At 66.7% G+C, this 14,135-nt stretch carries 16 protein-coding genes; 15 read left to right on the forward strand and 1 reads right to left on the reverse strand.

Annotation, left to right across the window (positions count from 1 at the left end; all coding sequences use genetic code 11):
• Positions 1-27: 27 nt before the first annotated feature.
• A complete protein-coding gene (locus tag KF886_00435; protein MBX3175802.1) occupies positions 28-555 on the reverse strand; it encodes a hypothetical protein in 528 nt (175 codons plus the stop codon).
• A 222-nt stretch (positions 556-777) separates the two neighbouring features.
• Here KF886_00435 and KF886_00440 point away from each other — a divergent pair, with 222 nt between their 5' ends.
• The 15 genes from KF886_00440 (at position 778) to KF886_00510 (ending at position 14,132) form a co-directional block, all read left to right on the forward strand.
• Positions 778-1,824: an OmpA family protein gene (locus KF886_00440; protein ID MBX3175803.1), complete on the forward strand. Its 1,047-nt coding sequence runs from the start codon at positions 778-780 to the stop codon at positions 1,822-1,824.
• 205 nt (positions 1,825-2,029) lie between these two features.
• Positions 2,030-3,310: a response regulator gene (locus tag KF886_00445; protein ID MBX3175804.1), complete on the forward strand. Its 1,281-nt coding sequence runs from the start codon at positions 2,030-2,032 to the stop codon at positions 3,308-3,310.
• A 429-nt stretch (positions 3,311-3,739) separates the two neighbouring features.
• Positions 3,740-4,810, forward strand: coding sequence for a 4Fe-4S dicluster domain-containing protein (locus KF886_00450; GenBank protein ID MBX3175805.1), 1,071 nt, complete (start codon positions 3,740-3,742; stop codon positions 4,808-4,810).
• A complete protein-coding gene (locus KF886_00455; protein MBX3175806.1) occupies positions 4,761-5,585 on the forward strand; it encodes an FAD/NAD(P)-binding protein in 825 nt (274 codons plus the stop codon). Before KF886_00450 ends, KF886_00455 begins: the two co-directional genes overlap by 50 nt.
• Before the next feature lie 21 nt (positions 5,586-5,606).
• Positions 5,607-6,137 (forward strand): 4Fe-4S binding protein, encoded by a 531-nt coding sequence (locus tag KF886_00460; protein ID MBX3175807.1) that lies wholly within the window; start codon positions 5,607-5,609, stop codon positions 6,135-6,137.
• Complete coding sequence (locus KF886_00465; protein ID MBX3175808.1) at positions 6,133-7,062, forward strand: NADH-quinone oxidoreductase subunit H; 930 nt, start codon at positions 6,133-6,135, stop codon at positions 7,060-7,062. Before KF886_00460 ends, KF886_00465 begins: the two co-directional genes overlap by 5 nt.
• A gap of 1 nt (position 7,063) precedes the next feature.
• Positions 7,064-7,504: an NADH-quinone oxidoreductase subunit NuoB gene (gene nuoB / locus KF886_00470; GenBank protein ID MBX3175809.1), complete on the forward strand. Its 441-nt coding sequence runs from the start codon at positions 7,064-7,066 to the stop codon at positions 7,502-7,504.
• Entirely contained in the window at positions 7,501-7,974 is a 474-nt protein-coding gene (locus tag KF886_00475; protein MBX3175810.1) for an NADH-quinone oxidoreductase subunit C, read from the forward strand. Before nuoB ends, KF886_00475 begins: the two co-directional genes overlap by 4 nt.
• Positions 7,974-9,146, forward strand: a complete 1,173-nt coding sequence (locus KF886_00480) for a nickel-dependent hydrogenase large subunit (GenBank protein ID MBX3175811.1) — start codon at positions 7,974-7,976, stop codon at positions 9,144-9,146. The genes KF886_00475 and KF886_00480 overlap by 1 nt, the downstream gene beginning before the upstream one ends.
• A gap of 7 nt (positions 9,147-9,153) precedes the next feature.
• A complete protein-coding gene (locus KF886_00485; protein ID MBX3175812.1) occupies positions 9,154-10,803 on the forward strand; it encodes an NADH dehydrogenase in 1,650 nt (549 codons plus the stop codon).
• 6 nt (positions 10,804-10,809) lie between these two features.
• The gene (locus tag KF886_00490; GenBank protein MBX3175813.1) at positions 10,810-11,355 is read left to right on the forward strand and encodes a DUF4040 domain-containing protein; all 546 of its coding nucleotides are present in this window, start codon (positions 10,810-10,812) and stop codon (positions 11,353-11,355) included.
• Entirely contained in the window at positions 11,352-11,801 is a 450-nt protein-coding gene (locus KF886_00495) for a hypothetical protein (GenBank protein MBX3175814.1), read from the forward strand. Before KF886_00490 ends, KF886_00495 begins: the two co-directional genes overlap by 4 nt.
• Positions 11,798-12,136 carry a cation:proton antiporter subunit C gene (locus KF886_00500; GenBank protein MBX3175815.1) on the forward strand — a complete coding sequence of 113 codons (339 nt, stop codon included), beginning with the start codon at positions 11,798-11,800 and terminating at the stop codon, positions 12,134-12,136. The genes KF886_00495 and KF886_00500 overlap by 4 nt, the downstream gene beginning before the upstream one ends.
• Positions 12,133-13,635, forward strand: a complete 1,503-nt coding sequence (locus tag KF886_00505; protein ID MBX3175816.1) for an NADH/ubiquinone/plastoquinone (complex I) — start codon at positions 12,133-12,135, stop codon at positions 13,633-13,635. Before KF886_00500 ends, KF886_00505 begins: the two co-directional genes overlap by 4 nt.
• Entirely contained in the window at positions 13,632-14,132 is a 501-nt protein-coding gene (locus tag KF886_00510; protein MBX3175817.1) for a Na+/H+ antiporter subunit E, read from the forward strand. The genes KF886_00505 and KF886_00510 overlap by 4 nt, the downstream gene beginning before the upstream one ends.
• Positions 14,133-14,135 lie beyond the last annotated feature (3 nt).

Raw genomic sequence — 14,135 nt, forward strand, 5'->3', positions numbered from 1 at the left:
AATGCCGGCCATCAGCCCGACCGGCATTCAGGCCTGGAGGTCCAGGCGGCGCGTTTGCGGGCCGGGAGGCGCCTCCGGGGCCGGCGCCTCGGTCGGCGCGGGAGCGGAACCGGGCGTGGCTGCCGCATCATTCGGGCGGTCCGGCGCGTCATTGCTAAGGCCCGCCACGAATTCCCGGGCCGAAGGGTTGGGCTCGGGGCGCACAAACTCCGGTTGGCGCGGTTCCGCGTCCGGGGGGCGTTCGGCGCGCGGATCGATGGCGTCCGGCCGCTGCGCCTGGTTGAGGCGGGCGCGTTCGCGGAGTTCCTGCACGGTGGGCACCAGTTCGCTGGCGGCTTCCAGGTTGCGGTCGAGCGTCCGGAGCGCCGCGCCGGAAGGGGAGAGGGTGTTTTCGCCGAAACCGACCCGCACCGGGGGGGCTTCGGGTTCCTCAATGAGCCGGGGGGCATTCTCGCCGCCGCGATCGCCGGGTGTGGCGGGGCGATCCGGCCGGTACCCGCCAGCCGGTGGCAGCGCCGCTATCGCGCTGGCTATGCCGCCGATGTCCAGGCTCATGCTGCTGCGAATCTCCCAAGTCGGGCCGCCACGGGAGTTTAGGCCCGGAGGCAACCATACACCTTAATTCTCACACAGTCCGGTCGGGGTGTCAAGGCATTTGCCGCCGAATTGGCTCGGAAAATAGTTGACACGTGCGGGTTGGAACCGTACTATGAATGTCGAACCTAAAACTTCGTGGGGAATTGCCAACCGGGTTACTTGATCGAGAAGGAGTCGACCATGCTTTCGAACTATTTCCGCGCCGCCGCGCTGCTGGCCACCGGCCTGGCCGTCGCCGGCTGCACCACCATGGGAAACAAGACCGTCGCCACGGCCCCCGTGACCGTCCCCGGGGAGGGGGAACGCGTATCGCTGCACGAGGTGATGGTTGTGGTGGATGCGTCGGGCTCGATGTTTCCGGGCACGTCCTTCGCCTACGCCAAGGCGCTGACCCAGTCCATGGTGCGCGCCTTCCCCGATGGAACGTACCGGGCCGGCCTGCTTTCCTTTGGCGGCGAATGGACCTTTGAATGGCTGGACTACGGCGCGCGGCCGCTGGACCGCCCCGCGCTGGAGGGGGCCTCGGATGATCTGAAATTCATCGCGGGCTCGACGCCGCTCAACGAAGCGATCGCCTACGCCGGCGACAAATACTTCTCGCGAACGGCCAACCGCGCGCTCATTGTCGTGTCCGACGGCAAGACCGCGCCACAGCCCCTGCTGGACACGGCGGTCGAAATGGCGTACGGCGGAAACCTCTGCATCCACACGGTGCAGGTGGGGAATGACGCGGACGGCGGCAAGCTGTTGCTGGATCTGGCAAGCATCACGCCCTGCGGCTCCTACCGGCATGGCGATTCCATCGCATCCGTGGGCGGCATGGACCAGTTCATCCGCGACGTGTTTTTCCAGGATCTCGCGATCATCGAGGTGGTGACGCCGGAAGGCGTGCGGGGCGTGCTGGGCATCGTCTACTTCGATACGGACAAATCGAACGTCAAGCCCATATACAACGACCTGCTGGATCGCGTCGCCGGCCAGGTGAAGTCCACGCCGGGCATCCTCCTGAGCGTCCAGGGGCACACGGATTCCACGGGCGCCGCCGCCTACAACATGGGCCTTTCACAGCGCCGCGCGGATGCCGTGCGCGCCGCGCTGCTTTCCCGCGGGGTAAGCCAGGACCGCGTGTCCACGAAGGCGTACGGGGAGGAGATGCCCGCCGCGCCCAACACCACGCGGGACGGACGCCAGCAGAACCGCCGCGCCGAAATCGCCGTGATCGAGTAATCGCGGCGCAATGATCACATAGCTTGCGCGCCCCCAACGGGCCAAACCCGCTGGGGGCGCGCCCTTTTTCACCGGCGCCCCCATTGGGTGGGCATCGCATGGCCGAAACGGTATAATGCCGGAATGCCCGGGGCGGGGCGGGCCGGACGACCGGCGGCACGCACGACATGGGACCCGGGCAGCGAGGAAACGGCGCCAGTATCCGATGAGTAGCGAGGAAACCTATACCGCCCTGGTCGTGGATGACAGCCCCGATGTGTGCCGCCTGCTGAAGCGCGCACTGAAAGGCGAAGGCGTCGAGTGCGACACCGTGCCCGACGGCGTGGCCGCGATGGAGCGCCTGGAGGCCTCCCGGTACGACATCGTCATTTCGGACCTGCGCATGCCGCGTATGCACGGGCACAAGCTCATGATGGAACTCAAGGGCGCCGGGCGGGACATCCCCTTTGTGGTCATCACCGGCGTGACCGACGCTCGGGTGATCAAGGATCTATACAACCGGGGCGCGATCGACGTCATCACCAAACCCTTCAATTTCGTGCTCCTCGCGGTGCGCATCCGGCACCTGCTCCGCAAGCGCGGCGAGCTTTCGGAATCCACCGGCGCGCCGGGGGACATGCGCCAGCAGCTCTCCGAACAGCTCACCGGGACCGCGAACCTGCTCCAGGAAAAACTGGCGGAGGTCACCCGCAGTTTCGAAACCACCATTTCCGATCTGAACAAGCAGCGGGACATCCTCGAAAGCGGCTATCTCGGGTCCGTGCGCATCCTCGCCAACCTTATCGAGCAGGTGGGCCACTCCGGCCGTAGCCACGCCACGCGCGTCGAAAGCGCGGCCAACGGAATCGCGCAGCTTGCCGATTACCCGCCGCACGCCCTGTTGAACTTGAAGATCGGGGCGCTGCTCCACGAAATCGGGGCCTTCGGCATGCCGGACGCCATCCGGCACAAGCCCCCGTGGTCGCTGGACGCCGAAGAGCGGAAGTTCTACGACCGCTACCCTGATATCGGCGCCGTGTTCCTTTCCGAGCTGAAGGACGGCAAGCCCGTAGTCGAACTGGTCGAAAACCACGCCGAAAACTTCGACGGCACGGGCATCCCGGCGCGAAAGAAAGGGGAGCAGATCCCCCTCGGCGCGCGGATCCTCCGGGTTGCCGATGGGTGCGACACCTTTCTAATGCACAACCCGGACGGTGACCGGGTCCAGGCGCTCCACAACCACCTCCTCCAGGAGCGCGGGCGCATGTACGATCCCGCGCTGGTCCCCCTGGCCGTGGAATACTTCGACGAGCGGCTCCGATCCGAGTCCACGGCTTTTCCGGTGTCCGTCGCGGAATTGCGGGAAGGGCTCGTCACCGCCGAAAACGTGTACGACGACGAGGGGCGCTTCCTGGCCCGGGAAGGCGTCGAGCTCTCGGGGACCTTGATCCAGCGCATCAAGAGCCTGATCCGCCATTCCGAAATCCGGGTGCGCGAGCAGGAGTGACGGCGACCGTGCAGGGCAATCGCATTTAAACGCGATCTTGGTATATGGACGTAAACTTGAGTCGATTTGGAACCTTGAATCAACGATAGTGAGCGTTTTGGAGCGCCGGCATCTGTGCCGGCAAGGTCAGGGATTCGCCGCAGGCGAAATGCCAGCGCTCAAACACGCGCCCTTTTTTACATTAAAGATGGTTCATGGGGCGCTCGGCTCAAGTTGGAAGTTTAAACGCGATTACCCTGGGCGACCGGTTTTTCCCTTGAAGCCTGGCCAAAACCTGCTACAATAAAGACAAGCGCACGATACGCCCCGCGGCGCCGCTGGCGCGGCCCGGGGAACAAGGCGCCGTGTGCGGGGGGCGGGCGCGGCCAAACGCCGCCCGCAGGGGTTGGCGGGCGCGCCCGCGTTCGGGTTGTTTCGAAAGGAGGAGGCGTGTACCTCGTTTCGAAAACCAGCCTCGACCAATTCCTGGCCTGGGCGTGCGGAAGCTACCGCGTCTTCGTTCCGGTGAACCGTAACGGTGCCCTCCACTTCACGCGCTACGAACCCGGAGCGCCCATTGCCGCCGACCTGGGCGTCTGCCGGGCCAGCGAATCCGCCCGGGACTTCTTCTTTCCCCCGCGGAAGCGCGTCGCCCTCGGCCTCGGGGGCGATGATGCGGAATCCTCCGAGAAACCCGTATGCCTGGTCGGCGTGAAGGCCTGCGACGTGCACGGGCTCGCCGTGCTGGACGCGGCCTTTCTCGGCCAAGCCCCCCACGAGCCCCTGTACGCGCGGGAGCGGGCGCGCGGCCTGATCATCGCCTCGGACTGCACCGCGCCGCGGGAAACCTGCTTCTGCACGGCGATCGGCGAGCATCCCCACGCGTGGGTGGATTTCGATCTGAACCTGACGCCCGTGCCGCGCGGGTATGTCGCGGTGTCGGCCTCGGAAAAGGGGGACCGCCTGATCGCCGAACATCCGGAATGGTTCGCGCTCGCCGCCGACGAGGATATCGTCGCGCGGGAGACGCTGCGAAGCCGGATCGAGCGCCAGGTGCGCGCGCAGTGCGCCGCCGCCGGCGTGCCGGACCGTGCGGCGCTTGACGGCGTAATGGACGGCGCGTACGACAGCGGGTTCTGGCGCGATCTGGCGTCGGCCTGTGTCGAATGCGGCGCGTGCAATACCGTCTGCCCCACGTGCCATTGTTTTTTGCTGCACGACACCCTCGATGCCGGAGAAAACGCGCGCTTCCGGACCTGGGACGCATGCCTCCTGAAGGATTTCGCACGCTGCGCGGGCGGGGGAAATCCCCGGGCGAAGCTCTGGATGCGCCTGCGCAACCGCTTTGACAAGAAATTTTCCTACTTTCCTGAAACGGCGGGGATCATCGCCTGCACCGGGTGCGGGCGCTGTGTCACCGCCTGTCCCGCCCGGATTGATATTCGGTCCGTGCTGCGGAAGATGGTGGATCATGGCCGTCGCGATCAATCCATACCGGCCGTTATCGGCCCGGGTGCTTGAGGTCCGCGCCGAAACTCCGTCGATCAAGACCTTCCGGCTGGAGCCGGCGGAGCCGCTCGTCTTTGCGCCGGGACAATTCATCGAGGTGACGGTTCCCGGCGTGGGGGAGGCCCCCTTCACGCCCTCGTCCAGCGCGTCGGACAGGAAGACGCTGGAAGTCACGATCATGCGCGTCGGGCGGGTGACGGAGCGGATTCACGCGCTCCAGCCCGGGGATAGGGTGGGTGTGCGCGGCCCGCTGGGGAACGGGTACCCGCTGGAGGATTTCGACGGGCGCGAGGTGGTGGTGGTCGGCGGCGGGTGCGGTTTCGCGCCGCTCCGGAGCCTGATGTACGCGTTCTTCGAACGATCCGATCGGCTGGCGCGCCTCATTTTCCGGGGCGGCTGCCGGAATGATCGCGAACTGCTCTTTCGCGAGGAACTTGAATCGTGGACCGCGCGTGCGGATGTGGATGTGAAGCTCACCGTTGACGAGGCCAGCCCCGACTGGCCGGGCCATGTAGGCGTGGTGACCACGATACTGGAGGACCTGCCCGTGGACGCGGCTGAGGCGCGTGCGGTGGTCTGTGGGCCGCCGCTCATGATGCGATTTGCCGTGAAGAAACTGGCCGCCCTGGGTTTTCAGGACCGCCACATCTATCTCTCGCTGGAGGAGAATATGTCCTGCGGGATCGGGCTTTGCGGCAACTGCCGGATCGGCCCCTGGTACATCTGCCGCGACGGCCCGGTCTTCACGTGTGACCAGATAAGGAAAATACCGGGGATGGCCATTTGACCCCCCGCCGGGCGACGACCCATGAACCTGTTTGCGGAACAACAGCAGCCGGTAGCCATCGCCACGCGGCGGCTCTATATCGATCTCGACATCTGCGCGGAGGCGGGCTGCCCCGTCTGCACGGCGCAGTGCAGCTATTTCTACCACCCGGAAAACAACGGGGTGCGGAGCATTGCGGAGATGGCGGCGTACCAGGTGGTGTGCCGCCGCTGCGAATCGCCCCACTGCGTCGCGGCCTGCCCCACCGGCGCGCTGGAGCAGCAGCCGGGGCGCGGTCGCTTGCTCGTGCGCCACGCCATGCGCTGCATCAGCTGCCACTCCTGCGCGCACGCCTGCCCCTACGGCACGATATACCCGGAGTGCGTGCCGATTCTGCACCACATTTGCGATGGTTGCCTCGATCGTCGGGCGGAGGGCAGCGAGCCGCGTTGCGTGGAAACCTGCCCGCACTGGGCGCTGCGCCTGGCGCCGCCGGAACTGGAAGAGGACGAGCACACGGTATTTGTCGGGCCGTATCTTGCGGTCCACGTAACCCACTGGAAACGGGATTGAACATGGCCAGCACGCTTTTCATAGCGATCTTCGGCTTTTTCTTAGCGCGCTGATTGGCCTGGCGGCCAGCGGTCTGGACCGCGTCGTGACGGCGCGGGTGCAGTACCGCACCGGGCCGCCCCTGGCGCAGCCGTTCCGCGACCTGGTCAAGCTGCGCCACAAGGAGACGTTGATTCCCGACGGGGCCGCGCCCGCTGTATTCCTCGGCGCGCCGCTGGTCGGGCTTGCCGGGGTGACCGTGGCGGGGTCCATCCTCTGGAGCGCGATCTTTCTTCCCGGGGACGGCGACCTCGGCGACCTCATTGTCGTTCTCTACCTGCTCACACTGCCGTCCCTCGCCATCATGCTGGGCGGTTTTGCCTCGGCCAATCCGCTGGCGAGCCTGGGCGGCGCGCGCGAGATGAAGCTGCTGCTCGCCTGCGAACTGCCCTTCCTGATCGCGCTGCTGGTTCCGGTTATTCACGCCGGGTACGAAATCCGCCTGGGCGCGATCCTTTCGGCGCAGGCGGAAGGCGGGGCCGTGGCCGTGCATCTCTCCGGTGCGCTGGCGCTCGTGGTGGGCGTCCTGTGGATGCAGGCAAAGCTGGGGCTGGTTCCCTTCGACCTCGCCGAAGCCGAAACGGAGATCGGCGGCGGCGCACTGATCGACTATGGCGGCCCGCCGCTGGCCGTCTACCGCCTGAGCCACGCCATGCTGCTGGCCGTGGCGCCGCTGTTCCTGATGGCGCTGTTTCTCGGGGGCGCGCCGCCGACCCTGGTGGGGTTTGCCGGGGGCTTGGTGAAATTCGCGGCGATCATCGCGCTGTCCACGGTGATCCGGAATACGAACCCGCGACTCCGCATCGACCAGGCCCTGCGCCTGTTCTGGGGGCCCATAACCGCGCTGGCGGTCGCCGCTGTGCTGCTGGCGCTGGGAGGCTGGTGATATGTCGGCCGCGGCATTGAAAGCCGTCTGCAACGCGCCGTGGGTGTTCCACTGCTCGACGGGAAGCTGCAACAACTGCGACATCGAAGTGCTCGACTGCCTGTGTCCGCGTTTCGACGTGGAGCGCTTCGGGATGCTGCTGGCCGGCAGCGTCAAACAGGCCGACGTGCTCCTGGTCACGGGATCCTGCAACCGGAAATCCGCCGCGCGCCTCAAGCGCCTCTACGAGCAGATTCCCAAGCCCTGTCTCGTCGTCGCCATCGGGGAGTGCGCGATGTCGCGCGGGATTTTCATCGAGAGCTACAACTGCCCGGTTCCGCTCGACCACATCATCCCGGTGGACCTCTACATACCGGGCTGCCCCCCGAAGCCGGAGGCCGTCCTCGCGGGCATCGTGCGGCTGGTGGGCCGCGTTACGGCGAAAGGAGACCGCGCCCCGTGAACCGCGAATCGATACTCAACACGCTGCGCGCCCGCGCGGGGGAGGATTGGGTGGCGCTGGAGGACAAGGCGCCCGCGCGGGCCTATGCCGAGATCCGGGCCGCGGCGCTGCCCCGGCTTGCCCGCTGGCTGGTTTCGGAGGCCGGCGCGCGCTTCAACATTGCCTCGGGGGTCGACGGCCGTGACGCGCTGGAGGTCCTCTACCACTTTACCGTGGAGGACATCGACCTCGTGCTGACCCTGCGCGTGCGCGTCCCGAAATCGGATCCCGTGCTGCCCTCCCTGGCGGAGGCGATGCCCGCCGCGAACTGGATCGAGCGCGAGATCAGCGAAATGCTCGGCATCACGTTCACCGGGCATCCCGGCATGAAACGGCTGTTGCTTCCCGATGACTGGCCGGCGGATTCCTACCCGCTGCGCCAGGATTACGCGGAGTGGGACGCGGGGGCGATCCGGAATCGAGGTGTGTAATGGCGACGCAGGTCATACCGATAGGGCCCTATCATCCGCTCCAGGAGGAGCCGGAATTCTTCCGGCTTACGATCGAGGGCGAACGCGTGGTCGCCGCCGACCTCGAGCTCGGCTATAACCACCGGGGCATTGAGAAGCTGTCGGAGCGGAAGACTTTCGATCAGTCCACCTTCGTGGTCGAACGGATCTGCGGCATCTGCTCCACGAGCCACCCCTACGCGTACACGCTCGCGGTTGAGGATATCGAGGGGATTCAGGCGCCGCCGCGCGCGCAGTACATCCGCACCATTATCGCCGAGGGCGAGCGCATTCACTCGCACCTGCTCTGGCTCGGGCTGGCGGGCCATTTTCTGGGCTACAACACCGTGTTCATGTGGGGCTGGAAGCTGCGGGAAGAAATCCTCGACGTCATGGAGATCCTCTCCGGCAACCGGAACAACTACGCGATGTTCAAGCCGGGCGGCGTGCGCCGGGATATCCGTCCGCAGGACATCCCGGTCGTTTTGACGAAGATCGAGGGCATAGTTCCCACGCTCCAGATGCTGTTGGACGCGGTGCGGGACGATCCGGTGATTCACGCGCGGACCGCCGGCGTGGGCATGCTCTCGAAGGCGGGCGCGCTCGCCTGGGGCGCGCTCGGGCCGACCGCGCGGGCCTCGGGGGTGCGCCGCGACGTCCGGAAGGATTCCCCCTACGGCGCCTACGGGGATATGGAGTGGGACCTGATCGCGGCCGAGAACGGCGATGTGTACGACAAGCTCGTCATCCGGCTCCGCGAGATGTTGGAGTCCGTGAAAATACTCCGCTACTGCCTCAAATCGCTCCCGGACGGCCCCATCGACCTGAACGTGAAGCACATTCCGCCGGGCGAGGGCATCGGCCATGTCGAGGCGCCGCGCGGCGAGTGTTTCCATTACGTGCGGAGCGACGGGACCAACCTCCCCGTGCGCCACAAGGTGCGCGCGCCGACCTACATGAACCTGCCCACCTTCCAGGAGACGGTGGTGGGATCGATGATCTCCGACGCGGCCATCATTCTGGCGGCCATCGACCCGTGTTACTGCTGCACCGAGCGCATGGGGGTGTACGACCCCGGCGGGAAACGCCGCTACACCGGCGCGGAGCTCGTGCGCCTGTGCCAGGAAAAAACCGAACGGTTGAGGAAAGGATGACCGCACCATGCCCGATACCGGCGCCCATATCGTCATCGACCGGCTTTCCGGGCTGGCCGCCGGCGGGCTCGGCGTATTCTTCGTCCTGATCGCCGTGTACGCCGCTGGCTACCTGCGCGGGCGGGGCGGCCGGGTCCGGTTCTACGCCGCGCTGTCGGCCACGGCGCTGCTGTCCGTGGGCGCGGTGCTGGCCAACCATCTTATAGTGCTGGCGGTGTGCTGGGGCGCGACCGGCCTCTTCATGTACCTGCTGATCGGCATGCCCCGAACCGAGGGCGCGGCCGCCGCCGCAAAAAAAACCTTCATCATCCTCGGCGCGACAGACGCATTCATGCTTTTGGGCCTGGCGTTCCTCTGGAGGCTGGACAGCCCGCTGTACCTGGACCAGGTACACCTGGCGCTCGACACGCCCGAAGCGATCTGGGCGTACCTCCTCCTGGCCGCGGCCGCGCTGGCCAAGGCGGGCGCCATGCCCTTCCATTCCTGGGTCGCGGACACCGCCGAGCACGCGCCCGTCCCGGTGACGGCCTTTCTCCCCGCCTCCGCCGACAAGCTGCTGGGCATCTACCTGCTGTTGCGCCTGAACACCGGCCCCTTCGTGCTGCCGCCGTGGGCGCACGCTGTTCTGCTGGCGATCGGAAGCGTCACCATCGTTGGCGCGGTGCTGATGGCGCTGGTGCAGCACGATCTTAAACGCCTGCTCGGCTATCACGCTGTGAGCCAGGTGGGCTACATGGTGGTTGGAATTGGCGCGGGTAACCCGATCGGGATCGCGGGCGGGCTCTTTCACATGCTCAACAACGCCCTCTACAAGACCGCCCTGTTTCTGTGCGCCGGCAACGTGGAACGGCAGGCGGGCACGACCGACCTCAACCGGCTCGGCGGGCTCGCGCGGACCATGCCCTGGACATTCGCCATCTTCTGCACGGCGAGCCTGGCGATTGCGGGCATTCCCCCGCTCAATGGGTTCACTTCGAAGTGGATGATCTACCAGGGTCTGCTCGAACGGGGACGGGACGGCGATCCGTGGTGGGCGGTATGGATTATTTGCGCGCTGTTCGGCAGCGTGCTCACCCTGGCGAGCTTTGTGAAGCTCGCGCACGCCGTGTTCCTCGGGCAGCCCAGCGCGGATCCGCCAAGGCAAGTGGCCGGCGAGGCCAGCCCGATCATGTGGGCGCCCGCGGCCCTGCTGGCGTTGGTGTGCGTTGTGTTTGGACTTTTCGCCTGGGCCGTACCGCTCCACCTCCTGGTCTATCCCGCCGTGCCGGACGTTCCGGTGTTCGCCGGGCTGTGGCAGCCGCTGCGGGTATCCCTGGCGCTCCTGTTGGCCCTCGGCGGCGGCGCCCTATTCTACGCGGCGGCTGTTCGTGGCCATGTGCGGATCGTGGAGCCTTTTGTGGGGGGCGAGCGGCTCGCATCCCATCCCGAAATGCGCCTCTCCGGGACCGATTTCTACGACACCATCGAAAACCTGCCCGTTCTGCGCGGTGTGTACCGCGCCGCGCGCAACGGGCATCTGGACGTTTACGAATGGGGCAAACGCCTCGCGCTCGGGCTGAACCGCGCGCTCGCGGGATTGCACAACGGGCTGCTGCCCCGCTATCTCGCGTGGATGATCGCGGCGGCATTGCTGCTGCTCTGCGTGCTCTGGAGGTAACCCAACATGGCCGCCATCTACCTGCTGCTGATCCTGGCCATCGCCGGCGCGGTCATTGCGCTGGAAGCGCGGGAAATCCTTTCGTCGGTCATCGCTGTGGGGGCGTCCGGCCTGGCGCTGTCGCTGGCCTTTCTCCTGCTTCAGGCGCCGGACGTGGCCATCACCCAGTACGTCGTCGAGATTGTGAGCGTGGTCATCCTCATTCGCGCGGCGGGCGTTGCGGGCGGTGGCGAGAGGGACGCCAACGCGCGCGGCGGGCGGGCCAACGCCGTTGTCGCGGGTCTGTTTATCGCGGTCCTGTTTGCGGTGGTGTGGCGCGCCCCGCCGGAGCTGCCGCCCTTTGGCGCGCCCGCTATGGTCGTGTCGCAGGCCTATGTGGACCGGGGGCTGGCCGAAACGGGCGCCGCCAACGTGGTTTCCTCGGTCATCCTGGATTACCGCGCCTATGACACGTTGGGCGAGGCCACCGTACTGGTGACCGCCGCGCTCGGCGTAATCGCCGTCGCCCGGAAGCGGGGGCGCCGCGGGGAACCTTCGGAGGAGGCGCCATGAACGGCCCGGAACACGGCATGTCCCTGATTGTGAAGACGGTCGCGCGCCTCACGACCGGCCTGATCCTGATCTACGGCCTGCACATCATCGCGCACGGGCACCTCACCCCCGGCGGCGGTTTCGCGGGCGGCGTAATCCTCGCCCTGGCGGCGATCCAGCTGCTGCTGGCCTATGGCGCGGGCGCGTTTCGGTTGCGGCGATCGCTGCGCCTTGCGGAAATCGCGGAGGGGCTGGGCGCGCTGCTGTTCGTGGGCATTGCGCTGGCCGGTATCGCGGCCGGCGCCTTCTTCCTGAACTTCCCGGGGCCGGGAACGCCCTTCCGGCTGGCCAGCGCGGGCACGATACCGCTGTCGAATCTGGCAATCGGAATCAAGGTGGGCGCGGGCCTGACGGCGATCGTGCTGGCGCTGGTCCTGTTCCAGCCGGATCCGGAGGACACGCCATGACACCGTATCTGCTGTGTCTCGTCCTGTTCGCCATCGGCCTCTACGGGGTGCTGTGCAAGCGCAACCTGATCAAGATGATCCTCGGCGTCATCATCATGGAGTACGCGGTTAACCTGTTCTTCGTTCTTGCGGCGTATCGCACCGGCGGCCAACCGCCGATCCAGATTGAGGGCGTGGCCGCGCTCCCCATGAGCGACCCCTTGCCCCACGCGCTCGTGCTGACGTCGATTGTGATCGGACTCGCCACAACGGCGCTTCTGGTCACCATGGCCGTCCGCCTGCGCGAACAGTACGGCGGGTCCGACGCCGCCGATATACAGGAATTAAAAGGATGATCGCGGATCACATCGCCCCGCTCTTTGTCGCCATTCCGCTTGCGGGCGCCTTTCTCGTGGCCGTCGCGGGGCCGGGCTCGCGCCGCCTGCCCGAATGGGCCGCCGGCGTCTGCACCCTCTCCGCGCTGCTGCTCGTGGCGCCCGCCTGGCTCCAGGTGCGCGCGGGCGGGACGGTGGTCTACGCCGCGGGCGGCTGGGCGCCGCCCCTCGGCATCAGTTTCGTGCTCGACGGGCTCTCGGTGTTTGTGCTCTTGACCATCAACCTGGTGGCGTTCGTGGTGGCGCTTTACGCGCCGGCCTATATCGCCCGCTTCACCGGCCGCTGGATCTTCCAGGCGCTCTTCCTCCTGATGGTCGCCGGGATGAACGGCGTGGCGGCCACCGGCGACCTCTTCAACCTCTTCGTGTTTCTCGAAATCGCCTCCGTGGCCAGCTATGCGCTCGTCGCCTTCGGCACGGAACGCCAGGAACTGGAGGCCGCCTTCAAATATGCGATCATGGGATCGGTCGCTTCGCTGTTCATCCTGCTGGGCATCGCGCTGATCTACAGCCGGGCCGCCACGCTCAACATGGCGGACCTGGCCCGGACTCTTGAGGGGCGGCGGGAAGACCACACGTCCGCGCTGGTCGCCGTGCTGTTCCTCACCGGGTTCGGCCTGAAGGCCGCCCTGGCCCCGTTCCACGCCTGGCTCCCCGACGCGCACCCCTCGGCGCCCGCGCCCATTTCCGCCATGCTCTCTGGCGTCCTCATCAAGGCGCTGGGCATCTACGCGAATGCCCGGATATTCTTCAACGTGCTCGGCAACCTGGACGCCACCCTGCCGGTTTTGCGTGCACTCGGCGCGATCTCGATGGTCGCCGGCGTGTTGCTTGCGGTCGGGCAGTGGGACTTCAAGCGCCTGCTCGCCTACCACTCAATCAGCCAGGTCGGCTACATCGTGCTGGGCATCGGCCTGGGCACCCCGCTCGGCCTGCTCGGCGGCCTCTTCCACCTGCTGAACCACGCGCTGTTCAAGTCGCTGCTCTTCCTTGACGCCGGTGCGGTCGCCTATGCAACCGGCACGCGCGACCTGCGGCGCCTGGGCGGGCTGTCCCAGCGCATGCCGTTCACCAGCGCGACGACCCTGACCGCCTCACTCTCCATTTCCGGGATTCCACCCTTCAACGGCTTCTGGAGCAAGCTCATCATCATTGTGGCCGCGGTAGAGGCGGGATACTACAGCTACGCGGTCTGGGCCGTGATCGCGAGCATACTGACGCTCGCGTCGTTCATGAAAGTCATGAAATACGGCTTCCTCGGGCCGTTGAATCCCGAACTGGCCGAAGTCCGCGAGGTTCCCTGGACCATGCGGGCGCCCATGGTGCTACTGGCGGCGCTCTGCGCGCTCGGCGGCCTCCTGTTGCTCGATGGGCCGCGCGAAATGTTGCTCGAACCCGCGGTCTCCGCGCTGGCCCAGGGGCTCGCCTACGCGGACACGGCCCTGATGGAGGGAAAATGATGGCTACCCGGCTACTACTCTTTCTCGCCGCGTTTGCGACCTGGTGCCTCCTGAATTGGCCGCCCGACCCGGCGCACCTCGTGGTCGGCGTTGCGGTGGCGGCGGTCGCGGCCGGCGCCGCGGGCCACTTCTTCCTGACGCGCCCGCACCTGCTGCGGCATCCCCGCCGCTATCTTTACTTCTTTGCGGGCTACCTTCCCGTGCTGGCGTGGGAATGCCTGCGGGCGAATTTTGACGTGGCCCGCCGCGTGCTGCACCCGGCCCTGCCCATTCATCCGGGGATCGTCACCGTGCGCACGCGCCTGCGGAGCGACGCGGGACTGACCTTTCTCGCCAACTCGATCACCCTGACCCCCGGCACGATGACGGTCGACATCGACCGGGAGGCGGGGCTGCTGTATATCCACTGGCTGGATGTGACAACCCGCGATCCCGCCGAGGCGACCGAGCGCATTGCGCGGCGTTTTGAGCGGATACTGGAAGAAATCTTCGAATAGGAG

Source organism: Candidatus Hydrogenedentota bacterium (assembly GCA_019637335.1).
Lineage (GTDB): Bacteria > Hydrogenedentota > Hydrogenedentia > Hydrogenedentales > JAEUWI01 > JAEUWI01.

Coding starts and splice junctions, on each gene's coding strand:
- KF886_00455 (MBX3175806.1), top strand. CDS start 4,761: ATGGCCGTCGCGATCAATCCATACCGGCCGTTATCGGCCCGGGTGCTT.
- KF886_00440 (MBX3175803.1), top strand. CDS start 778: ATGCTTTCGAACTATTTCCGCGCCGCCGCGCTGCTGGCCACCGGCCTG.
- nuoB (MBX3175809.1), top strand. CDS start 7,064: ATGTCGGCCGCGGCATTGAAAGCCGTCTGCAACGCGCCGTGGGTGTTC.
- KF886_00460 (MBX3175807.1), top strand. CDS start 5,607: ATGAACCTGTTTGCGGAACAACAGCAGCCGGTAGCCATCGCCACGCGG.
- KF886_00435 (MBX3175802.1), bottom strand. CDS start 555: ATGAGCCTGGACATCGGCGGCATAGCCAGCGCGATAGCGGCGCTGCCA.
- KF886_00495 (MBX3175814.1), top strand. CDS start 11,352: ATGAACGGCCCGGAACACGGCATGTCCCTGATTGTGAAGACGGTCGCG.
- KF886_00480 (MBX3175811.1), top strand. CDS start 7,974: ATGGCGACGCAGGTCATACCGATAGGGCCCTATCATCCGCTCCAGGAG.
- KF886_00500 (MBX3175815.1), top strand. CDS start 11,798: ATGACACCGTATCTGCTGTGTCTCGTCCTGTTCGCCATCGGCCTCTAC.
- KF886_00485 (MBX3175812.1), top strand. CDS start 9,154: ATGCCCGATACCGGCGCCCATATCGTCATCGACCGGCTTTCCGGGCTG.
- KF886_00490 (MBX3175813.1), top strand. CDS start 10,810: ATGGCCGCCATCTACCTGCTGCTGATCCTGGCCATCGCCGGCGCGGTC.
- KF886_00510 (MBX3175817.1), top strand. CDS start 13,632: ATGATGGCTACCCGGCTACTACTCTTTCTCGCCGCGTTTGCGACCTGG.
- KF886_00505 (MBX3175816.1), top strand. CDS start 12,133: ATGATCGCGGATCACATCGCCCCGCTCTTTGTCGCCATTCCGCTTGCG.
- KF886_00445 (MBX3175804.1), top strand. CDS start 2,030: ATGAGTAGCGAGGAAACCTATACCGCCCTGGTCGTGGATGACAGCCCC.